Raw genomic sequence first — 22703 nt, forward strand, 5'->3', positions numbered from 1 at the left:
GCGCGGCGACGGCTTCGAGCTGCGCACCGACAACCACGGCGCCATCCGCGCCGCCCACGGCCTGCTGCTGTCCACCGAGGCTCAGAACGGCGCTGGCGGTAAACAGCTAGCGCGCGAGCACGCTCAGAGCCAGCTCGACTCGGCCCTCAGCCTCTCCCAGGCGCTGGCCGAAACCGCCGCCGGCCAGCTGGCCGACACCATGGAAACCGGGCCCGACGAAATCGGCCCGGACAACGCCAAGGCCGGCAAGAAAAGCGACGGCCACCTGCAACACCACGCCGACGCGCTGAAAGCCTGGGAAGCGGGATCGAACACCGACAAGGACGGCAAAACGGCGAAAGGCCAAGCCGGCCAACAGCCGCTGTTGATCCTGTCCGGCCCGGCCGGCATCGCCTCCCTGACCGAGCAAAGCCAAACCCTCAGCGCCGGGCAAAACCTGAATCTGGTCGCCCAGCGCGACGCCAACCACACGACGGGACGGCGCTGGCTGCACAACGTCGGCCAGCACATCAGCCTGTTCGTGGCGGGAGTGAAGGACAAGGTGGCGCTGAAGCTGATCGCGGCGAAGGGGAAGGTGCAGGTGCAGGCGCAGAGCGACGCGATGGAGCTGACGGCGGATAAGGATCTGACCATCACCTCGGCCAAGCAGAAGATCCACCTCAACGGCAAACAGGAAGTCCTGCTCACCAGCGGCGGCGCCTATGTGCGGATCAAGGATGGCAAGATTGAGCTACATGCGCCGGGCACTGTCAGCTTCAAGGGGGTAAGCCATGATTGGAGCGGGGGGACGAGCTTGGGACAAATGTTTAACTCTATGCCAGATGCCAAGTTTGATAACAAATATCAAATTCTTGACGAGCATACCGGCCAGCCATTGGCTAACCAGAAGTACAAAATCATCCGAGAGTCAGGAGAGAAGGAACTGGGCATTACTGATAGCCAAGGCTTTACTCATGTTATCAAAAATCCTGATGCAGCAGAGAAACTACAGTTGCATTTAGTTACGTCAAAAAAGAAGAACTGAAAACGGGATGCTGATATCAGCAAGCATGGGAGGAATGAAGTAATGGGCGCCGCTAATGACGCAGGACAGTGCTTGTATGAAGACTCTCTCAAGTCTTCTAATTCTGGCAAGCCTAACGTAACGATTATCAATGTGCCGCGTAAGATAACCTTGCTAACGCCGTTGGATGATGGTTCCAAGAATGATGGATCCGGAGAGAATTTTCAGAAAGCAATGATTTATGGCAAAAAGTATGAGTTTGCCGTGGTGCTTATGAATGGCTGTGCTCCTGCTAGTGGTGATGATTATTGTTGGGCTATTGAATATCATAGTCCAGATACATCTAAATCCCAGGTGGTGAGGAAGGAACTTGGGAATTTAGGTAGTAAGGCAAAAATTAAGATTGATGATCCTGATTTTTGTGGCTGTGAATTAAAAATCAAAGCGTATCTCGATAATCCAGAGCAGGGTTGTGAGCTGGTTCAGTTTGTGCATAATCGGTTCCGTTGGTTTGATGCGAAGCGTGTACAGACGCAGGTTCAGGAACGCATGAGGGAACCATGGCGCATCGACCAGGGCTATAGCAGTTTGTGCGGGATGGCTGCGCTGTATTATGTGACGATTAAGCGGAGTCCTGATCGTTATAGAAAAATCGCGCATGAACTACATCGGACTGGGTTATGCAAGATTGACGATTTTACTATTGAGCCTTCTGATTCAATGTATGAGATAAAGCCGAAGGATAGTGATTATCAACACATGTATATGTGGGAAGCTGACTGGATTGTGCTTGCAGGAACAAGAAGCTCGGAAAGCAATCTAGGCTACCATGGTATTGAAACAGGAAATTGGGATCAATTTACTGCAATTAATTGGCCTGGAATGATGGAGGGGCTTGTTAAAAAAATTGCAGGTTATGGCAATGCCAATGCTGTTGGTATTAGCTTAATTGGAACTGTTGTGAAAAAAGCCTTCTCTTATAGTGGGGAAGATGTGTCGACAGCACTTGCTGACTTGAAGTGTATTGATGATCTTAAAAATAAAGGGCATCAGATTCTTCTAATGATAGATGCTAAAATGATTAAGAATAAGTCGGGCTATAGTATTGGCGATCTTCAAGACTCTCATTGGGTTGTGTATGAGGGAGGCCTTTTGAATGGGAAAAGTCAAGTAAGTTTTCAAGTGTACACTTGGGGTTATAATCCTAAAACTATTAGGAAGTATAATTTGGATGGGGTGTTAAGTGACCCGGCAACGACCTTGGTGAGGCTCCCCAGTGGTATTGATAATAGTGCCTTTGAGAGTAATTATTATGGCTATATCGAAGCTTTCTAAATTTGCGATGATTTTGGGCGGTAGCATTCTGATATCTCATTGTGCAGTAGCTGCTGAGTGTGAAAGCTTGGTTAATAAGTTTTCCATTCAGCACTGGAAAGGTGGTGTTCCGAAAAGTGCAGTATTATATAGATATCAATCGAATGAGAAGTTTGTTAACCCTATTCAGGTAAGCAGGAATGCTTATCAAGCTGATATTTGGTGGCCGAAGGAGAATAAGACGCCAACTCTAATTGTGAAATTTTCTGATTATGGCGTGGAAGATTTGCCTGTTGATGCTGACTATAAATTGATACTGGGAGATGTGTATCAATTTAGGATTTCGAAGTTGGAAAAGACAAGGGTGTCGCTGGGGTGTCAGCTTGGAGGCGGAAGGGTCAATAGCTGCAAGACAGTATTTGGTGGCGAGGGGATTACTTTTAATCGGGAATGCGCAGAAATGATTAAGGAGTAAAAGTAGTATGGAGGTGGATCTGATTGATATTTAGATAAATCTTCTTTCAAGATGGTAGCCAAACTAAATGAGTCATAATTGTTTGGTGAATATGGAAACTTAACAATAGATCGCCTGCTTTTGGGCGAACGTGCCTCGTAAAGCATGCTTGAATCTCTACTTCCTTACTACGAACGCGAACTCGGCCACCTGCGGGAGCTGTCGGGCGAGTTCGCGCGCCGTTATCCCAAGATCGCCGGCCGGCTGCAGATGGAAGGCGACCAGTGCGCCGATCCGCACACCGAGCGGCTGATCGAGGCGTTCGCGCTGCTGGCGTCGCGCATCCACAAAAAGCTGGACGACGATTATCCGGAAGTGGCGGAAAGCTTCCTGGATGTGCTGTATCCGCATTATCTGCAGCCGATTCCGTCGGCCACCATCGTTCAGTTCGAGTGCGATCCGGCGCGGCCGGAGATCGCCAAGCGCTACCGCGTGGAGCGCGGCCAGCCGGTGCACGCGCCGGCGATCAACGGCGTGGTGTGCAAGTTCCGCAGCGCCTACCCGGTGGACCTGTATCCGCTGTCGCTGAGCAGCTCCAAGCTGGAGCTGACCAGCGGCTCGCCCTATCTGCGCCAGCTGGCGCCGGACGCGGCGGCGCTGTTGACGATGGAGTTCCAGACCCACGGCGGCCTGGCCTTGAACAGCATTGGTCTGACTTCGCTGCGCTTCTTCCTGGACGGCGAGCCGGCGCTGATGCACCTGCTGTACGAGCTCTTGCTGTCCCAGGTGCTGCGCATCCGCGTCGGCGACGGCAGCGAGGACCCGTCGCGCAGCGCGGTGCTGCCGGCCTCGGCCCTCCGTCCGGTGGGTTTCGGCCGCGACGAGGGCATGCTGGAGTACGACGAGCGCTCGTTCATGGGTTACCGGCTGCTGACCGAATACTTCTGCTATCCGGACAAATTCCTGTTCGTCGACATCGCCGAGCTGGACAAGGTGGCTGCGCGCCTGGATGGCGGCAAGCTGGTGTTGCAGCTGGTGCTGGGCGACTACCCGGATAGCGAGCGCCATCACCGCTTGTTGACCCAGCTGCAGGCGCATCATTTGAAGCTGGGCTGCGCGCCCATCGTCAACCTGTTCAACCAGCCCGGCGAGCCTATCCGCGTCAGCCACCAGAAGGCCGGCTACGCGGTGCTGGCCGACGGTCGCAAGCAGCAGGCTTACGAGGTGATCCAGATCCGCCGCGTGGTGCGGGTGGAAAAATCAGGCGAGGGCGAGAGCAGCGAGGAGGTGCCGCCGTTCTACGCGACGCGCCACGGCGGCGAGCGCCAGACGCCGCGCTTCTACTGGCATGCCAGCCGCGAGGGCTCGCCGCGCGCCGGCGACAAGGGCACCGACCTGGAGCTGCACCTGGTGGACCTGCAGTTCAACGCGGTGCGGCCGGCAGCCGAAGTGCTGAGCCTCGACCTGCTGTGCAGCAATCGCGATCTGCCGGAGCAGATTCCGTTTGGCGGCAGCCAGGCGGCGCAGCGCACCGATTTCAGCCTGCCCGGCCATTCGGTGGTGAAGCGGGTGCGGCTGCTGCGCAAGCCGTCCGCCACCCAGCGAAGCCCGCTGGGCCGCGCGGTGCAGTGGCGGCTGATCTCGCATCTATCGCTGAACTACATGTCGATCGTCGATTCCGGGGTGGCGGCGCTGCAGGAGATGCTGGCGCTGTACAACCTCACCGGTTCGCCGGTCAATGTGCGCCAGATACAGGGCGTGGTGGGCATCGATAGCCAGCCGGCGGTGACTCGGGTCACAGGCCGCGATTTCGCCGGTTTCGTCCGCGGCAGCGAAATCAGGCTGAAACTGGACGCCGATTATTATGTCGGCGGCAGCGTTTACCTGTTCGCTTCGGTACTGGAGCGCTTCTTCGCGCTGTACTGCGCGCCCAACAGCTTCACACGGCTGAGGGTGGAGACGACACAGCAGAATCAGGAAGTGGCGGTGTGGCCGGCGCGGGCCGGCGAGGCGCTGGTGATTTGAGGCGGCCATGGTGTGGATGGTCATTTCCGCGCTGATGCCTAGCGTGCTGCAGCTGTTTTATTACTCCTTTTTCCATGGGGGCGGGGAGAAAGAGAAGCAAAGTCGGCGAAATTGGATGGTTTGTGCGGGTTTGCCGTTGGCATTTATCATGAGCGGCATTCTGTATTTTTTCAGTGGAACCATGGCGGAAACGGCCATGGTTTCGCTCGGTCTCGTACCAGGAGGCGTTTTGGGTTTGATCACCGGGCTGTTCTTTGGCTCATGGGCAATCAGGGGCGGGATGGAGGATGCGAATGAGCGGCGCTGACGTGGCGGCGACGCCGTCGCGCCGGCCGCGCGACTTGCATCGCGAGCTCGCGGAGGATGCCAGCCAGTTCGGCTTCTTCCAGGCGGCGCGCATACTCGGCCTGTCCGGCGCGCGCCGGCCGGGCGCGCGCCGCGGGCGTTTGCCGGAGCGGCTGCGCTTCCGTACGCTGGCGTCCTTGTCCTTCCCCGCCAGCGAGCTGACCGGCTACAAGCCGGCGGCGGAAGAGAGCGACGCGGCGGACGAGATGACGATCAGCTTTCTCGGCCTGACCGGGCCGAGCGGCGCGCTGCCCACCGCTTACACCGAGCTGCTGCTGGAGCGCCGCCTGCGCCACCGCGACGACACCATGCACGCTTTCTTCGATCTGTTCAGCCACCGCGCCGCGTCGATGTTCTTCGACGCCTGGTGCAAGTACCGCAGCTGGATCAATGTCGAGGCCGGCGAGCGCGATGGCTTCACCCGCAATCTGCTGGACCTGGGCGGCGTCGGCCTGTCCCAGCTGCGCCAGCAAATGGGGCCGGGCGCGGAGCTGGACGAGCGAATGTTCGTCTACTATGCCGGCCTGCTCAGCCAGAAGCCGCTGTCGGCGCAGTCGCTGTTGACGCTGGTGGAAGGGTTCTTTGGCGTCGATGCCAGCCTGGAGCAGTTCGCCGGCCAGTGGCTGCAGGTGCCGGAGGGCGAGCAGAGCCAGCTGGGCATGGATGGCTGCGAGCTGGGGCTGTCGGCCTTCGCCGGCGAGCGCATCTGGGACCGCCAGACCAAACTCAAGCTGCGGCTGGGGCCGCTGCGCCGCGAGCAGTTCAACGCGTTGCAGCCGCACGCCGCCGGCGCGCAGGCGCTGCGCGCGCTGATGAAGTTCGCGCTGGGCCACGGCCTGGCTGCCGAGGTGTGCCTGGTGCTGGACGAGCGCGATGTCCAGCCGGCGGCGCTGGGCTCGGCCACGCTGAGTCTGGGCGGCGACAGTTGGATGGGCAGGCCGTCCGGCCATCCGGACGATATGCGTTACACGCTGTTGGACTGAAACGGGAAACGGAAGCCATGGGCATACTCAAGCGATTGATCGGCCGCGGGAAAACCGCTCAGCTAAGCGTGAGTGGTGGAGACGCGCCGCCGGAACTCGCCGCGGCGGTTGAAGCCCTGCAGGGCGAGGATTGGCCTCGGGCGCTGCGGTTGGCGCAGCCGCATCTGGAGGCGAAGTCCGCCAGCCTGCGAGCCGATGCCTACCGTCTGTGCGCGCTGGCCACCAGCCGCCAGGGGCAGTGGCGCACGGCTTTCTCCTGCTGGCAGAAGCTGTTCGAGCTGGAGCCGTCCGCCAACAACGCCTTGCAGCTGGCCAGCGCGTCGGTGATGGCCGGCGAGGTGGAGCGGGGCAAGGCCTGGCTGATGAAGTTCGACGAGATCAACCGCGTTCGCCGCGAGTCCTCTTGCGCCGCGGCCTACGTCAATTTCATCTCCGCGCTGGCCCAGGCCGGCCACGCGCGGGAGGCGCTGCCCTACCTGACCTGGCTGCGCGAGCTGTACCGCCAGCTGAAGATCACCGACGACATGTTCCTGCATCAGCGCGGCGTGCCGTTCTTCGCGGTTTTTCTGGAGAACAGCTGGCCGCTGCTATTGCAATGCCTGAACGAAAAACAAGTCCGGGAATGGTACGGCGCGATGCTGGCCGACCTGGACGACGACGGTTGCGCGGCGCTGAGAGGCTGGCTGGGCGAGATGATGCCGGCCGCCGCCGCCAACGATGAATGATTTGAATCCACACCTTTAGAGAACGAGTGCAAGCATATGTCCGTATCGCTGAAATCCCTGATAGACCGGTTGACGCCCACTGCGCGGCAGGCCATTGAACAGGCCGCCAGCCGCGCGCTGGCCCGCACCCACTTCGAGATCGAGATCGAGCATGTGTTGCTGGCGATGTTCGATCAGGACGACAATGCCGCGCTGGCGGCGCTGCGCTCGCTGGGCGCGGACCTGTCCCGCGTCGAGCGCGAACTGGACGCCGCGCTGGACAACTTCCGCAGCGGCAATACTCGCAACCCGGTGCTGTCGTCGTGGTTGCCCAAGTGGCTGGAGAAGGCCTGGCTGCTGGCCAGCGCCGAGCACGGCCAGGACAATGTATCCACGCTGGATCTGCTGCTGGCGCTGTGGCAGGATGACACGCTCAAGGGCGCGCTGCAGTCCGGCGCGCCGGCATTGGCCCGCCAGGACGCCGGCAGGCTGCAAGGCGCCTACGCGGCGCTGCGCCAGCATGGCGGCGAGACGGCCGGCGGCGCCGGGCCGGTGGCCGAGTCGGATGAGGACGATGTCCAGCAGGCCGCGCCGCAGGGCAAGCGCGGCAGCCCGGCGCTGGACAAGTACACCATAGACCTGACCGCGCAGGCCAAGGCCGGCAAGATCGACCCCATCCTGGGCCGCGACGTCGAGATCCGCCAGATGATAGACATCCTGATGCGCCGCCGGCAGAACAATCCCATCCTCACCGGCGAGCCAGGCGTGGGCAAGACCGCGGTGGTGGAAGGTCTGGCGCGCAAGATCGTGCTGGGCGAGGTGCCGCCGGTGCTGGCCGGCGTTTGCTTGCGCACGCTGGACCTGGGCCTGCTGCAGGCCGGCGCCAGCGTCAAGGGCGAGTTCGAGAACCGCCTGCGCCAGGTGATAGACGAGGTCAAGGCCAGCCCGGTATCCATCATCCTGTTTATCGACGAGGCGCACACCCTGATCGGCGCCGGCGGCGCGGCCGGCCAGAACGACGCGGCCAACCTGCTGAAACCGGCGCTGGCGCGCGGCGAGCTGCGAACCATCGCGGCGACGACTTGGGCTGAGTACAAGAAATACTTCGAAAAGGACGCCGCGCTGGCGCGCCGTTTCCAGGTGGTGAAGGTGGAAGAGCCGGCGCCGGAAATCGCCGTGCAGATGGTGCGCGGCCTGACCGACGCGATGGCCAAGCACCACAAGGTGGAAATCCTCAACGAGGCGGTGGCCGCAGCGGTGCAGCTCTCCAGCCGCTACATCGCCGGCCGCCAACTGCCGGACAAGGCGATCAGCGTGCTCGACACCGCCTGCGCCCGCGTCGCGCTGTCGCGCGCCGGCAAGCCGGGTCCGATCGAAGACGTGACCGTGCTGATGGACAACATCGACCGCGAAACCGCGGCGCTGGAGCGCGAAGAAGGCCACGCCGAGCGCATCGCCGAACTGCAGGCGCAGCGCGCCGAGCTGGAGCAGGACCTGGCCGCGCTGCACGAGGCCTGGGAGGCGCAGCAGAAGCTGATCGCCGAGATAGACGAGCTGAAGGCGGCCAAGAACGAGGCCAAGCCGGCAAAGGGCAAGAAGATCAGCCCGCTGCAGGCCAAGCGCAAGGAGCTGCGCGAGCTGCAGAAGCACCAGCCGCTGGCTTTCGAGTGCGTGGATGAGAGCGTGATCGCCGACGTGATTTCCGGCTGGACCGGCATCCCGCTGGGCCGCATGGTCAGCAATGAGCTGGAGCAGGTGCAAAAGCTGGCCAAGCTGCTGGCCGCGCGGGTGATCGGCCAGGACCACGCGCTGGAGCAGATCGCCGAGCGGGTGCAGATCGCCAAGGCCAATCTGGAAGACCCGGGCAAGCCCAAGGGCGTGTTCATGCTGGTGGGGCCGTCCGGCGTCGGCAAGACCGAGACCGCGCTGGCGCTGGCCGAGGCGCTGTACGGCGGCGAGCGCAATCTGATCACCATCAATATGTCCGAATACCAGGAATCGCACAGCGTGTCCGGCCTGAAGGGCTCGCCGCCGGGCTATGTCGGCTACGGCGAGGGCGGCGTGCTGACCGAGGCGGTTCGTCGCAAGCCGTATTCGGTGGTGCTGCTGGACGAGGTGGAGAAGGCGCATCCGGACGTACTGGAGCTGTTCTTCCAGGTGTTCGACAAGGGCGTGCTGGAGGATAGCGAAGGCCGCGAGGTGGACTTCAAGAACACCATCATCCTGTTGACCTCCAATGCCGGCACCGAACTGGTGATGCGCGCCTGCGAGCACGGCGTGACGGTGGAGGACGAGACCCGCGATCCGACCGCGGAAGATCTGGTGGAAATCCTGCGTCCGACGCTGCAGAAAACCTTCAAGCCGGCCTTCCTGGGCCGCCTGACCATCGTGCCGTACTTCCCGATCAGCGACGACGTGCTGCGCGCCATCGTCGGCCTGAAGCTGGACAAGATCCGCCAGCGCATCGCCGACAACCACGGCGCCCAGGTGGAGTTCCCGGCAGAACTGACCGAACAGATGGCCGCGCGCTGCCTGGACGTGGACAGCGGTGCCCGTAACGCCGACGCCATCCTCACCCGCACGCTGCTGGCGCAGATCTCCAACGACCTGTTGGCGCGGATGGCCTCCGGCCGTCCAGTGAAGAAGATCGCGGTGGCGCTGAAGGGCGAGCAGGTCAAGGTGAAGGTAAGCTAAGGAGCATTCGCGATGTGGAGAACGTTGGGCCTGTTCGGCGGCGTCACCATCGGCTGGTGGGCGCTGCTGTGGCTGGTAATGCCGCAAAGCTGGCAGCGCATCAGCCCGTCGGCCATCCTGATGCTGCATCTGGCGCCGCCGATGCTGCTGAGCGCCGGCGTCAAGCTGTGGAGCTATCTGAAGGAAAAGCGCGCGGCGGAGGAGGCCAAGCAGCAGGAAGAGCAGGCCGAGGCCGAGCGCAGCGACAAGCGCGAGGCGGCGCGCGCGCAGCATGTGGCCGAGCTGCGGGAGCGCCAGCGCGCGGTTAGCTGCCGCTGGCTGTGGACCGCGGCCGCGCCGGTGAAGGACGAGCCGGCCTGGCTGGCGGAAATGGCCGACGGCGCCCATTGGCAGGCGCTGGCGCGCGACGAGGTGGAGGCCGGCGAGGCGATGGACGCGCTGTCGCCGCATCTGGCCGAGATGCTGGCCGGACTGTACGCCGAGGCCCCGGGCGCGGCCTGGCTGCCTGTGTATCTGGAGCCGATGCGGCAGGTGCCGGGCGTCGAGCAACTGAGCCGCGTCAAGGAGTTGAAGCTGCAGGCGGTGGCCGACAGCCTGGGCGGCGGCGTCCATGTCGGCGGCGACTGCCGCTTCCTCCCCGGCAGCGGGCAGCTTGCCGACCGCGTGCTGCAAGTGTTGCAGCAAGATCCGGAGTCGCCGGGCCTGGTGGTGCTGGCGGCCGACGCGCCGCTGGCGGAGCGGGAAGACGATGACGATTGGGGCGAAGCCGATCCCGAGTCGGCCAAGCTGCGCCAGTGGCGCGGCGAGCCGGGCATCGCGGTGGTGGCCATGCTGTTCCTGCGCGACGATCTGGCCGCGCCGGCGGAGCCGGAACAGGAAGCAGAGGACGCCGATCCCTACCAGCCCTACTGGGAAAAGGATTTCGCCGGCCCGGCCGCCGGCTGGGGCGTGGTGCCGCCCAGCCAGCAGGCCAGTCTGGCCCGGCTGCCGAGGCTGGCCGTCCTGTCCCAGTCCAGCTCGGTGAGCCTGGCGCAGGACAAGGCGCTGCAACTGGCGCGAAGCCTGCAGCCGGTGCTGGACAACGCGTTGGTCAACGCCGCGCTGCTGGACTACCCGTTCAGCCCGGAAGAAGCCAAGCCGGAGAACAACCAGGCGTCGACCCTGGCCTGGCTGTGCCACAACAGCGGCCAGATCGACGTCGGCGGCGTGCGCCTGGCGGCCATCGCCACCGCGCTGTCCCGCCACCAGGTGGAGCTGCATCCGATAGACGAGGCGAGCAATGTGGTGCGCGAATGGGGCGACGCCGGCGCGGCGACGGCCGTGTTGCTGGCGGCGGCGGCGGTCAGCCATTGCGCGCGGCTGCAGGCGCCCGCGGTGATTACCCATTTCCATGACGAGCTGGTGTCGCTGGCCTTGGCCAGGCCGCCGGCAGAGGAGGCGACAGCATGAAGGCTGCAATCCGTTTGGGCGACCCCACCGACCACGGCGGCAAGGTGGTGAGCGCCGCCTCGTCCACCACGCTGTTCGGCAAGCAGGTGGCTTGCGTCGGCGATTCCGTCACTTGCCCGCAGCAGGGCCATGTCAACTGCACCATCGTCGAAGGCGACGGCGGCTGGCTGGTCGGCGGCAAGGCGGTGGCGTTGGATGGCCACAAGGTCAGCTGCGGCGCCACGCTGATTTCCACGCTGCCCCAGGTCAGCAAGGGTTAGAGAAAGAATATGGATCAAAGCATTGAACACCTGATGCAGCCGGTGCGTCCGGATGCGCCCGCCGGGGAGGACCTGGCTTATTCGCTGGTTTTCGACCAGATCCGCGAAGCGCGCCGCAGCGACGATCCGTCGCTGGCGCAGGGCGACTGGGAGCAGTCGCTGAAAACCGCCGAGTGGCCGTTGGTGATACGCCTGTGCGAGGACGCGCTGCAGAACAAGAGCAAGGACCTGCAGCTTCTGGCCTGGTACGCCGAGGCGCAGACCCAGGTCAACGGCGCCGCCGGCCTGGCGCGGAGCTTGTCCCTGGTCAGCGGCTGGCTGCGGGACTTCTGGGAGAACGGCTATCCGGAGCTGGACCCGCACGATCTGGACGAGCGTCTGGCCAAGCTGGAGTGGTTGAACCAGCAGCTGGGCAACGCCTTGCGCAATGTGCCGCTGATCAAGCCTGAGTTTGGCGGCTACAGCTGGCATCAGTGGCAGCAGTCGCGCGACGTGGAGAACCTGGGCCTGAAGGATGGCGAGGCGCGGGAAGCCGCCATCGCCGAGGGCAAGCTCAGCGGCGACGCTTTCGAGAAGGCCGCCACCCTGTCTGGCCACGGCTGGTTCCAGGCCAAGGCCGAAGAGCTGGTGGCGCTGCTGACCGCCTATGAAGAGCTGGACGCCCAGGTGGACCAGCGCTTCGGCCAGGCCGGCCCCAGTCTGGCCGATATCCGCAACGCCATCTACGCCTGCCAGGACCTGGTCCTGCGCTATCGCCAGCAGTTCGCCGGCAACGCGCCGGCGGCCGCGCCGCAGCGGCAGCCCGTCGAGGAAAGTAAAACCGTGAGCCAAGCCATGCCCAATCCGGTTCATACCGCCGTTCCGGCCAGCGCCTTCAACGGCCAGATCCGCAGCCGCCAGGAGGCGGTGACCGCCTTGACCGAGGTGGCCCGCTATTTCCGCCACAACGAACCTCACAGCCCGGTGGCGCTGCTGGCCGAGCGCGCGGCGCGTTGGGCCGAGATGAGCCTGGAGGAATGGCTGCAGCACGTGGTGAAGGACAGCGGCACGCTGAGCCAGTTGCAGGAGCTGCTGGACGTGCGCCAGGACGACTGAGCTTGCTGGGATGAGACGGCGGTTTCCACCGCCGGAAAAAGAAAAACACGCGGCTGCCATGCCGCGTGTTTTTTATTCGCTTCCCGATTTGGCATCGCTTGGCTGGACGGGTGCCCGCGATGACGGATGTTCCGGGGTATTTATCGAAGCGTCTCACCGAGACTGGCCGGCGGATCGTCGAACATCCCATAAACAGGCCTTATTTTCAGCATGGGCGGCCATCCTCTTTGCTTGGGATGGATTTCATAAAATAAGTGTCAATTTTACTGATATTTATAAGTCATCCCCACTGTCATTTTATTGCGAAAATGATTTTACTGAGTTGATTTCAATTGGATTTATTATGATTTGCCTTATTGATTAATTTAGTGGGAAATATATTTTTCAAATATTAACTTTTGTTAGATTCCAATTTAAAACAATGGCTTGTGTCTTTTTAGCTGCAAGGGCTAGGTAAGGGTGATGGATATTAATGTTTTTTATTTTTGCGAATCGACAAATGATGTAATTTGATGACATTCACATTTTCGTGCGAGCGCCGCCGCGCAGGCTGCGGCAGCCCGGTGCGAGTCACGGCGAAGCGTGGATGATGTTGCTGGGAGTCAGGTCCATCTATTGATGGAAATCCATTGGGGCGGATCGCCGGCGGCGGCCGCCGTTTTGCTTAAATCGTGAGAGTCAGGGGGCAGGGAATGAAGGTTCTGATCAGTCCTATCAATACGGCGGAAGCGGTTGTGGCTTGGGAATGCGGCACGAACATCATCGATATCAAGAACATCAATGAGGGCTCGCTGGGGGCGAGCTTTCCCTGGATCATCCGCGAGGTGATCGCCCGCATCAATGACCCCAAGGTGGTGTTCAGCGCCACGCTGGGCGATCTGCCGCACAAGCCGGGCACCGCCTCGCTGGCGGCGCTGGGCGCGGTCAGCAGCGGCGTCAAATACGTCAAGGCCGGCCTGCACGGCTCCAAGGACGTGGCCGAGGGCGTGGAGCTGATGAGCGCGGTGGTGCGCACCTGCAAGGACTTCGATCCGTCCGTGACCGTAGTCACCGCCGGCTATGCCGACTATCAGCGTTTCGGCGGCCTGTCGCCGCAGCAGCTGGTGGAAATCGCCGCCGAGTCCAAGTCGGACATGGTGATGGTGGACACCTACATCAAGGACGGCAAGTCGCTGTTCGACGCGCTGAACGAGCAACAGCTGACCGAATTCGTGCAGCAGGCTCACGCCAAGGGCCTGAAGGTGGCGCTGGCCGGTTCGGTGCGCGCAGAGCACCTGGAACTGCTGGCCCGCATCGGCGCCGACGTGGTCGGCGTGCGCGGCGCGGTGTGCAGCGGCTACGACCGCGGCACCACCATCGATCCGGTGAAGGCCGAGCAGTTCATCAAGGCCGCCAACGCCATCGCCGTGGCGCAGTGACGCGGCCATCGTGAGCGGCATTCCACACTCCGCATCCGCGCCGGGCTGCGCGGTGGTGAAGCTGGGCGGCAGCCTGATCACCTCCGAGGGGCCCGGCGGCCCGGACGTCAACCGCGCGCTGCTGACGGCGCGCGCGCGCGAACTGGCCGCCAGCGGCTGGCCGCTGGTGCTGGTGCACGGCACCGGCGCTTACGGCAAGCCGCCGGCGCGCCGCTATGGTTATCTCGACGGCAGGCTGCCAAGCGGCCGCGCCGGCGTGGTGGCTGAGGTGGCGCGCGATCTGGCCCGGCTGGAGCTGGAGGTGGTGGATTGCCTGGAGGCGGGCGGCCTCAAGCCTTTGCGGCTGCCCGCCATCCAGTTGTTCCGCGCCAGCGCGGGATGCGCTTCTCCGCTCGACCTGGGGCCGGTACGGGAGCTGCTGGCCCGCGGCGTGACGCCGGTGATCGGCGGCAATTTCGTGCTCGATTGCGACGGCTTCGCGGTCTGCTCCAGCGACATCATCGCGGTGGAGCTGGCGCTGGAGCTCGGCGCGGCCAGCCTGGTGCTGGCCACCCGCGCGCACGGCGTCTACCGGGAGCACGGCCGCGGCGAGGCGATACACGGGCTGCTGTCCGAGAGCGACGGCGACGCGCTGCGCAAGATAGACGCGGCCGGCCAGGACGTCAGCGGCGGCATGCTGGCCAAGATATCTCATGGCTTCCGCGCCGCGCGCCATGGCATCGCCACTTATGTGGTGGACGGCAGGGTGGCCGGCAATCTGAACGGCGCGCTGGACGGCTCGCCGCTGCAGGGCACGCGGCTGCTGTCGGATCGGGCGGGAGGATAGCCGCATGTGCGGAATCGCGGGAGCGCTGTTGGACCGCCACGCGCACGATGGCGACGTGGCCGAAGCCAGACGGATGATACTGCGCCAGACCCACCGCGGCCCGGACAGCCTGGCGGCGCGGCGCGTCGGTCCGGCGCTGCTGGCCTCGTCCAGGCTGGCCATCGTCGACGTCGCCAACGGCAGCCAGCCTTTCTGCAATGAGGACCGCTCCATCCACGCTGTGTTCAACGGCGAAATCTACAACCATCTCGAGTTGCGCGAACAACTGTCGCGCCGCGGCCATAGCCTGCCCGGCGGCAGCGACGGCGAAGTCATCGTCCACCTGTACGAGGAGTACGGAGCGGATTGCTTCCAATGGCTGGACGGCCAGTTCGCCATCGCCATCTTCGACTCTCGCGACGGCTCGCTGCATCTGGCGCGCGACCGGATGGGCATCTGCCCCTTGCATTGGGCGCGGCTGGACGGCGCGCTGTATTTCAGCTCCGAGATCAAGGGTCTGCTGGCCGTGGCCGGCATGCCGCGCCGGGCGGAGCCGCGGGCGATGCTGCAGCTTGGCTATTTCGGCGCGGTCTGCGCGCCGCTGACGCCCTTCGCCGGCATCCATCAGCTGCCCGCAGCCCACAGGCTCAGCTTCCGCGCTGGCCGGGCGGAGACTAGCCGCTACTGGTCGCTGGATTTCCCGCTGGCCGGCGAGCATGCCAGGCTGAGCGAGGCGCAGGCTGCCGATGGTTTGGCAAGCCGGCTGGAGCGGGCGGTGGCCAGCCACGCCCAGGGCGAGTTCGAGCCGACCTGCTTCCTCAGCGGCGGCATCGATTCGGCGGTGATCGCCGCGCTGCTGCAGCGCGGCAGGCAAGCGCCGATCGCGGCATTCTGCGCCGCATCGGAACACGGGCGGATGGACGAGGGCGGGGCGGCGGGCCGCACCGCCGAGTGGTTGGGCGTGGATCTGAAACGGGTCCGGATCGACGAGGCGGGCATCGCCCACGCCTTCCCCCGGCTGATCTGGCATGGCGAGACGCCGGTGATTTCGACCGAGGCGTCGGCCTTGATGCGGCTGGCGGGCGAAGCCGGCCAGCGCTCCAAGATCGTACTGACCGGCGAGGGCGCGGATGAGGCTTTCGCCGGCTATCTGGCCTTCCGCCAATACCGGCAACTCGGCGCGTTGACGCTCCGAGGCCTCGCGCCGCTGCGGGCGCTGATGCGGCCCTGGCTGCGTAGTCATTACGGTTCGGAGTGCCTGCTGCCGGGCGAAGACAGGCTGGGCGCGCTGGCCGAGCATTTCGGCTGCGTGCCGGCGCAGGCCTATGAATGGGAGTTTTACCGCGAGGCGCTGACGCCGCTGTTCTCCCCGGAGCTGAGGGCGATGGCTGCGGCGGGCCGCTGCTGGGACGGTTTCGAATTCGACCGCGGCGCGGTGCGCGGCCGCCATTGGCTGGACCGCTCGCTGTACGTGTCCTATCAGGTGATGCTGCCCAACTATCTGCTGGGCGCGCACGGGGACCGCATCTACGCCGCCAATTCGGTCGAGGGACGCTATCCCTTTTTGGACCGGGAGCTGGTCGAGTACGCGGCGGCGCTGGATCCGGCGCTGAAGCTGCGCCGCGGCCGGGAGAAGCACATTCTGCGCGTCGCCGCGTCGCGCTGGCTGCCGGACGAGGTGGCCTGGCGGCCGAAAACCCGTTTCGTGATGCCGTTCGGCACCCCTTTCGTCGGCCCGCGCGCATCGCCGCTGTACGCCGAGCTGCTGTCGCCGGGCAAGCTGGCCGAGTACGGTTATTTCGATCCCGAGCGGGTGAGGCAGCTGTTCCAGGCGCTGGCCTCGCCGCCGTCCGCCGGCGGCAAGGCCCGCCGCTATCTCGAGCGGCTGGGGCTGGGTTTGGGCGCTACCTTCGTGGCCAGCACCCAGCTCTGGCACCACCTGCATCTGGCCGACGACGGGTCGGCCGCGTCCGGGGAGGCGGCGCGGCGATCCGCGCCGGCGACCATAGCATGAGCAAGGAGCCGTTGATGAACGCAACAGCACACGATGCGCAGCGCATGCCGGCCGAACTGGAGCGGCTGCGGGGCAGGATAGACGAACGCATCGCGGCGGCGATCGAGTCGCTGCGCGAGGAGGGGCCGGAGCGCGGCCATCCGCTGATCGGCCGGGTGTACGGCTGGCTGCGGCATTACCTGGATTGCGACGGCAAACGCATGCACGGCATCGCGGCGGCGCTGGCCCACCTGGCCTGCGGCGGCGACGAGGACGCCATCCTGCCGGTGGCCGCGGCGATGCAGCTGTACCACCACCACACCTTGGTGCACGACGACATCTACGACGAAGACGCCGCGCGGCGCGGCTGGCCGACGGTGCACCAGGCCTTCGCCGGCTGGTTCGCCGATCGGCGCGGGCCGGAGGACGGCGTCGGCCGGGTGTTCTCCGGCGGCGCGATGCGGCGCGGCGCGATCACCGCCTTCGCCTACGGCAAGATCTGCCGCGCGCTGGCTGGCAGGCTGCTGCTGGAGAGCGGATTCGATCAGGCCGCGGTGCTGGACGTCGCCCGCGCGCTGGAGCGGCACGAATTCTTCGACAACGCGGCCCAGCTCAAGGATGTGTTCCACGAGGGCGACGAGATGCCCTCGCCGCAGGCCTGCCTGGACAACGCCTGGTTGAAGACCGGCCGATTGTTCGAGCTGTGCGCGTACGCTGGCGCGCGGCTGGCCGGCGCGGAAGCGGGCCGGACCGAGTCTCTGGAGCGCTGGGCGGGACAATCGGCGCTGGCCTATCAGCTGCAGGATGACCTGGAGGACTTGAACGCCGCCAGCGAGAAGGGGCAGGGACGCGGCGTCGCCACCGATCTGCTGCACTGCAAGCCCACTTATCTTTACGCGCTGGCCAAGACCATGGCCGAGGGCCGCGACCGGGACGCGCTGCTGGCGTGGCAATCGGGCGCGCAAGCCGGCCTGGACAGCGGCGACATCATCGCCATCCTGGCGCGCAGCGGCGCGCTGGACGCTTGCGGCAGCGAAGTGGCGCGCTGCATCGCCCGCGCCGGCGCGGCGGTGGACGGCGCGACGCCGGCATTGGCGGCAGACAGGCTGCCGCTGCTGCGGCAATTTTCCGATTACTTCGTGTCGCCGGCCTACTGGCACCGTCCGTTGGCGGCTTCGCGCCCGGCGGCGGCGCTGCTGGCCTGAGGAGGACGCCGATGGCTTACGCGCCCCTGATCTTCGACCTGCACGGCGTGCTGCTGGGACGGCGGGAGCCGGCCGGCCATCTGCCGGCCGGAGAGGTGCTGCGCCAGCTGCGCGCGGCCGGGCATCCGCTGCGCTTCCTCACCAACTCCAGCAGCGTCGGCCGGCAACAGGTGGCGAAGCAGCTGGCGTCGGCCGGCGTCGAGGTGGACGCCGGCGAGGTGTACACCGCGGCGATGACGGTCGCGCATTATCTGCGGCGCTGCGGCCGGCCGCGGAAGCTGTTCGTCGTCGGTTCCGACGCGCTGCGCGCCGAACTGGACGCCATGTGCGGCGGATTGCTGGGCTGGGCGGCGCCGGAGGAAGCGGACACCGTGGTGGCGAGCCGGGATCCGGAGCTGGACGAGGAAACGCTGCGGCGTCTGGCGCGGGCGGGGCAGCCGCAGCTGATCGCCACCTGTCGCGACCTGGGCTTTCCCGACGGCGACCGCATTCATCCCGGCCCAGGCCAGACCGTGGCCCGCGTCGAGCAGGCGCTGGACGCGCAGGCGCTGGTGTTGGGCAAGCCGAACCCCTATGCGCTGGCTTCGGTGATGGATTTGCCGGCGCCGTTGTCCGACTGCGTGGTGATCGGCGACTCGCCGCTTCAGGACGTCGCGCTGGCGCGCAACGCCGGCGCGAAAGCTGTGCTGGTGGCGTCCGGCGGCGACGCGCCGGGCGGCCCGGAGCCGGACTGGCGCATCGACGCCATCGATCAACTGCTTCCCTTACTGTGCAGGTGACAGCATGAATATCCGCGCCTTGAGCCTAGGCACCGCCGGCTACTTCTTCACCAACCGCTTCCACATCGCGCTGATGCCGGTGTTCCTCACTTATTTCTGGAACCAGGCGCTGCGCTTGCCGCTGGGCTTCGATTACTACCTGATGATCGTGCTGACCACCGCCGGCGGCTACATCTACAACATCTACACCGACGCCGAGGAAGACGACGTCAATTACAGCAGCCGCTACCGCTTGTTCGGCCGCAACCGCCACACCAAGGCGGTGGTCGCCGCCTGCTTCTTCGGCGGCTTCCTGCTGTCGCTGCATGCGGGCTGGATCTTCGTGCTGTACGGCGGCGCCGTGCATTTCCTGGGCTCGCTGTACAGCCGCCCGCTGCCGTTCCACTGGCGCGGCCGGCCGCTGCGGATCAAGGAAGTGCCGTTCGTGAAGAACCTGTACGCCGGGCTGTTCTGGTCGGTGGCGCTGGTGCTGACGCCGCATCTCTATGTCGGCGCGCGGCCCGGCGAGGCCGCGCTGCAGGCCATCATCCTCAGCTTCGCCCTCAACTACTTCGTCGAGTTGATGTGGGACGTCCGCGACATGCCCGGCGACGCCCGGGCAGGCTTCCGCACCGTGCCGCTCCTGATTGGCGAGCGCGCCGCCTACTGGCTGCTGCGGCTGGTGCATCTGCTGACCTGCGCGTTGATGTATTACGGCGCGGCCTCCGGCGTGCTGACGCCGGGCTGCATGCTGTTCGCCGTCGTGCATCTGCCGGTGGGCTTGCTGTTTCTGGAATGGTACCGGCGCCAGCCGGAAAAGGACTGGGCTTCCCATCTGTACATCATGTACGGCGGCGGCCTGCTGGCGGCCGGCATGGTGTGGACGCATTCACTGACTACAGGGAGTTGATGTGATTACCACGCAATTCAAGGCGGCGCAGCAATGCGCATCGGCGGCCCTCCATCGCTACCTGCCGGAGCGCGAGGACATGGACTGGCTGGCCGAAGTGGTCGATCGTCCCCGTTTCGGCTGGGACTGGCCGGCATTGGAGCAGGGTTTCTTCCAGCCGCTGCGCGAGTGGGCGGACAAGCACGACGCGAGGCTGAAGCCGGCGCTGGCCGGCTTGCTGATCGACGCGCTGGGCGGCGACAAAAGCGAGCATCCGGCCTTGCTGGCCGCGCTGGAGTTCACCCACCTGGCGTCCTTCATGCTGGATGATCTGGCCAATGGCCGCGATCTGGACGCCAGCGTCAGCGACAAGGTGGCGGTGCCGCTGCCGGTCTGGGTCACCATCGCCTACAACGCCCGCCAGCTGGCGCCGGTGCTGGTGCTGCGCCGCGCGGAGAACCTCGCGCCCGAGGCGAGGCTGCGCCTGGCCCAGCGCTATCTGTTCCAGCAGAGCCTGGGCACCACCATGGACTTGTGGGGCGCCGAGCGCAGACTGGAGCATGGCTCGCTGACCGATTTCATCGCCCATCTGGCCAATTACGCCGGCGCGCCGGGTTTCGGCCTGGCCGCCGCGACCGCCGCCACGGCGGCGCGGCTGGCGCCGGCCGACGCCGACGCGCTACGCCAGGCGGGGACCGAATTGGGCGCATCGCTGCGGCTGCGGGCCCTGGCCGACGGCCAGCCGCGCTCGTTGTCGTTGAACGGCAGCCGGGTGGCGGAGGCGGAAGTCCGCTGGCGCGCGGAATACGACCGCGCGGCGTTGCTGGCCAGCGCCGACCGGCTGCAGTCGTCCGCGCTGGAAGGCGCGCGCCGGCTGGGGCCGGATGTCGGAGCGGCGATGGCCGGTTTTCTCGCGGCGCTGGACGCGCCGGTTTCGGAAGGGAGGCAGTGATGAGCGACAGCGCGCAATACAGCGACGACTTCCTGGCCGACATGGCGCCGACGCTGGCAGAGCAGTACCGCCGCTGGTATCCGTGGTGCCGCGAAACGGTGCTGGCGACGATAGACCGGCTGGCGAGCCGAACCTATCTGGAGGCCGCGCTGGGCGCGCGGCTGTCCGAACCCATGCTGCAGGCAGTGAAGGACGCCTGGCTCGACCCCTACCGTTCCTATCACAACCGGATGGGCAAGATGCTGCGCCCCTTCCTGGTGTGCAGCGTGATGCAAGCTTTCGAGCGCGATCCGCGGCGGACGCCGGTCGTGGTGGCGATCGCCGAGATCATCCACGCCGCCTCGCTGGTGCTGGACGACGTGGCCGACGATTCGCCGCTGCGCCGCGGCGGGCCGACCGCGCATCGCCAGGTCGGCGTCCGCGTCGCCGGGGCCGCCGGCTCCGCCTGGCTGAACGCCTGCTTCCAGCTGCTGGCCGCCGACGATTCCGGCCTGGAGCCGGAGCAGGCGCAGCGGCTGGCCGACGAGATCGCCTGGGAGCACTGGGTGACCGGCGTGGGCACCACGATAGACACCACCTGGCCGTGGATGGGGCGGCTGGACGGCACGCCGGCGCAGTATCTGCAGTCGGTGGTGCACCGCTCGACCTCCTATACCTACCGGTTGCCGTTGAAGCTGGGGGCGATCGCCGCCGGCGCGTCGCCGCAGCAGACCGCGCAGTTCGCCGCGCTGGGGGAGGAGCTGGGCATCGCCTTCCAGATCATCGACGACATCCTCAATGTGCAGCCGGGCGACGACAAGTGGGGCAAAGCGCTGGCCGAGGACATCACCCAGGGCAAGATCAATCTGCAGGTGCTGCTGGCGCTGGAGCGGCTGGGCTCTACCGAGCGGGCCCGGCTGGTCGAGATCCTGCAGAGCCGCACAGCCGATCCGCAGACGCTGGCCGAGGCGGTGGCGCTGATGGCGGGCAGCGGCGCTTTTGACGCCGCGCGCGACATCGCCCAGGGTTATATCGACAGCACCCAGGCCATCGTCGCCGGCATGGATTTCCTCAACCCGGTCGACCGCGAACGCTTCTCCGCCTTCGTCGACTACGTGATCCACCGCAATCGCTGAACGGAGCGGGCCCGCCGATGGCTGGCGGCGGGCTTGGCTGCGCAAGGATAATGACAAATGAATTTTGTCGATCGGGGTTTGCAGGGAACGGTATTGCTGACCGGCGCCACCGGCGGCCTGGGCGGGGAGCTGCTGCCCAGGCTGTTGCGGCGCCACCCGGCTTGCCAGGTGGCGGCGCTGGTGCGCGGCGGCACGCCGCAGCAGGCGGCCGGCAGGCTGGGCGAGGCGATGGATTACGGCGGCCTGTCGTCCGCGGAGCGGGCCAGGGTGTCGCTATGCCACGGCGATGTCTCTCAGCCTCGGTTCGGCCTGGCCGAGCCGGCCTGGCGCGAGCTGGCGGCGCGGACCCGCCGCGTGTTCCATCTGGCGGCCAGCGTGGATTTCGACCTGCCGCTGGACGCGTCGCGCGCGGCCAATGTCGACAGTACCCGCGCGGCGCTGGCGTTCGCCGAAGAGGCGATGCGCGCCTCGGCCGATTTCCGGCTCAATTACGTGTCCACCGCCTACGTGTCCGGACGGCGCGACGGTAGGCTGGGCGAGGAGGAGCTCGATCAGGGGCAGGCCTTCTGCAATGGCTACGAGCAGTCCAAGTTCGAGGCGGAGCAATTGGTCTGGCAGACGAGCGGGCGGCTGCCGCTGACCGTCTACCGGCCCAGCCAGATCATCGGCGAGTCGCGCGCCGGGCGCATACGCAAGTTCTTCGGTTACTACGAATTCCTCAAGCTGGCGGAGCGCGGCCGCATGCCGGTGCTGCCGGCGAACGCCGGGGCCCGGCCCGATCTGGTGCCGGCGGATTACGTGTGCGAGGCGATGCTGCACCTGGACGCGTCCGCCCATGCCGTCGGGCGCTGCTACCACCTGACCGCCGGTCTGGCCAACAGTCCGGATTTCGAGCGCATCTTCAGCCTGATGTACCAGGAGCTGGCCGAGCGCCGGCCGGATGGCAAGGCGCCGGCCAGGCCGAGGATGTTCCGCCCGGAGGATCTGGAGGCGATGGCGTCGCCGGAAGAGTTGCGCCGTTTCCACCTGAGCCCGCTGAAGCTGCTGTTGCGCACCTACCGCGCTTACCTGGCCGAAGAGCGCGATTTCGATTGCGCGGCCACCCAGGCGGAGCTGGCCGCCGCCGGCATCGCGTTGCCGGATGTCGAGGCCGCGCTGCGGCTGAGCACCCGCTACGCGCTGGACGCCCGTTTCGGCCAGCGCGCGCGTAGCGGCGCGTTCGAGCGGCAGCCGGCCTGATCA

At 65.3% G+C, this 22703-nt stretch carries 21 protein-coding genes; all 21 read left to right on the top strand.

Annotated features, from left to right (window positions below; all coding sequences use genetic code 11):
* Window positions 1-1024, top strand: a 1024-nt coding sequence (locus tag ACX17K_RS18750) for a DUF2345 domain-containing protein (RefSeq protein ID WP_493775958.1), incomplete at its 5' end; no start/stop codon positions are given.
* A gap of 42 nt (window positions 1025-1066) precedes the next feature.
* Complete coding sequence (locus ACX17K_RS18755; protein ID WP_493775959.1) at window positions 1067-2338, top strand: hypothetical protein; 1272 nt, start codon at window positions 1067-1069, stop codon at window positions 2336-2338.
* Complete coding sequence (locus ACX17K_RS18760; RefSeq protein ID WP_463089920.1) at window positions 2316-2792, top strand: hypothetical protein; 477 nt, start codon at window positions 2316-2318, stop codon at window positions 2790-2792. The genes ACX17K_RS18755 and ACX17K_RS18760 overlap by 23 nt, the downstream gene beginning before the upstream one ends.
* 144 nt (window positions 2793-2936) lie before the next feature.
* Complete coding sequence (gene tssF / locus ACX17K_RS18765) at window positions 2937-4796, top strand: type VI secretion system baseplate subunit TssF (protein WP_493775960.1); 1860 nt, start codon at window positions 2937-2939, stop codon at window positions 4794-4796.
* Between the two features lie 7 nt (window positions 4797-4803).
* Window positions 4804-5103: a hypothetical protein gene (locus ACX17K_RS18770; RefSeq protein ID WP_493775961.1), complete on the top strand. Its 300-nt coding sequence runs from the start codon at window positions 4804-4806 to the stop codon at window positions 5101-5103.
* A complete protein-coding gene (gene tssG / locus ACX17K_RS18775; protein WP_493775962.1) occupies window positions 5090-6124 on the top strand; it encodes a type VI secretion system baseplate subunit TssG in 1035 nt (344 codons plus the stop codon). The genes ACX17K_RS18770 and tssG overlap by 14 nt, the downstream gene beginning before the upstream one ends.
* A gap of 17 nt (window positions 6125-6141) precedes the next feature.
* On the top strand, window positions 6142-6849 hold the full coding sequence (locus ACX17K_RS18780; RefSeq protein WP_493775963.1) for a hypothetical protein: 708 nt from the start codon (window positions 6142-6144) through the stop codon (window positions 6847-6849).
* Between the two features lie 36 nt (window positions 6850-6885).
* The gene (gene tssH, locus ACX17K_RS18785) at window positions 6886-9522 is read left to right on the top strand and encodes a type VI secretion system ATPase TssH (protein WP_493775964.1); all 2637 of its coding nucleotides are present in this window, start codon (window positions 6886-6888) and stop codon (window positions 9520-9522) included.
* Between the two features lie 12 nt (window positions 9523-9534).
* Window positions 9535-10971, top strand: a complete 1437-nt coding sequence (locus tag ACX17K_RS18790) for a hypothetical protein (protein WP_493775965.1) — start codon at window positions 9535-9537, stop codon at window positions 10969-10971.
* The gene (locus ACX17K_RS18795) at window positions 10968-11231 is read left to right on the top strand and encodes a PAAR domain-containing protein (protein ID WP_021477958.1); all 264 of its coding nucleotides are present in this window, start codon (window positions 10968-10970) and stop codon (window positions 11229-11231) included. Before ACX17K_RS18790 ends, ACX17K_RS18795 begins: the two co-directional genes overlap by 4 nt.
* 9 nt (window positions 11232-11240) lie before the next feature.
* Window positions 11241-12326: a type VI secretion system protein TssA gene (gene tssA / locus ACX17K_RS18800; protein ID WP_493775966.1), complete on the top strand. Its 1086-nt coding sequence runs from the start codon at window positions 11241-11243 to the stop codon at window positions 12324-12326.
* A gap of 10 nt (window positions 12327-12336) precedes the next feature.
* A complete protein-coding gene (locus ACX17K_RS18805) occupies window positions 12337-12690 on the top strand; it encodes a hypothetical protein (protein ID WP_493775967.1) in 354 nt (117 codons plus the stop codon).
* Between the two features lie 328 nt (window positions 12691-13018).
* On the top strand, window positions 13019-13744 hold the full coding sequence (locus ACX17K_RS18810) for a (5-formylfuran-3-yl)methyl phosphate synthase (RefSeq protein WP_231154767.1): 726 nt from the start codon (window positions 13019-13021) through the stop codon (window positions 13742-13744).
* Window positions 13745-13754: 10 nt separating this feature from the next.
* Window positions 13755-14570, top strand: coding sequence for an isopentenyl phosphate kinase family protein (locus ACX17K_RS18815; RefSeq protein WP_493775968.1), 816 nt, complete (start codon window positions 13755-13757; stop codon window positions 14568-14570).
* A gap of 4 nt (window positions 14571-14574) precedes the next feature.
* Window positions 14575-16563 (top strand): asparagine synthase (glutamine-hydrolyzing), encoded by a 1989-nt coding sequence (gene asnB / locus ACX17K_RS18820; protein ID WP_493775969.1) that lies wholly within the window; start codon window positions 14575-14577, stop codon window positions 16561-16563.
* A gap of 14 nt (window positions 16564-16577) precedes the next feature.
* Window positions 16578-17747 (top strand): polyprenyl synthetase family protein, encoded by a 1170-nt coding sequence (locus ACX17K_RS18825; protein ID WP_493775970.1) that lies wholly within the window; start codon window positions 16578-16580, stop codon window positions 17745-17747.
* Window positions 17748-17758: 11 nt separating this feature from the next.
* Window positions 17759-18526, top strand: coding sequence for an HAD-IIA family hydrolase (locus tag ACX17K_RS18830; RefSeq protein ID WP_493775971.1), 768 nt, complete (start codon window positions 17759-17761; stop codon window positions 18524-18526).
* 4 nt (window positions 18527-18530) lie between these two features.
* Window positions 18531-19415, top strand: coding sequence for a UbiA family prenyltransferase (locus ACX17K_RS18835; protein WP_493775972.1), 885 nt, complete (start codon window positions 18531-18533; stop codon window positions 19413-19415).
* Between the two features lies 1 nt (window position 19416).
* Window positions 19417-20346 (top strand): hypothetical protein, encoded by a 930-nt coding sequence (locus tag ACX17K_RS18840; protein ID WP_493775973.1) that lies wholly within the window; start codon window positions 19417-19419, stop codon window positions 20344-20346.
* Window positions 20346-21461: a polyprenyl synthetase family protein gene (locus ACX17K_RS18845; protein ID WP_493775974.1), complete on the top strand. Its 1116-nt coding sequence runs from the start codon at window positions 20346-20348 to the stop codon at window positions 21459-21461. Before ACX17K_RS18840 ends, ACX17K_RS18845 begins: the two co-directional genes overlap by 1 nt.
* 57 nt (window positions 21462-21518) lie before the next feature.
* Window positions 21519-22700: an SDR family oxidoreductase gene (locus ACX17K_RS18850; protein WP_493775975.1), complete on the top strand. Its 1182-nt coding sequence runs from the start codon at window positions 21519-21521 to the stop codon at window positions 22698-22700.
* Window positions 22701-22703 lie beyond the last annotated feature (3 nt).

The organism is Chromobacterium sp. INPA-IVC, assembly GCF_059047085.1.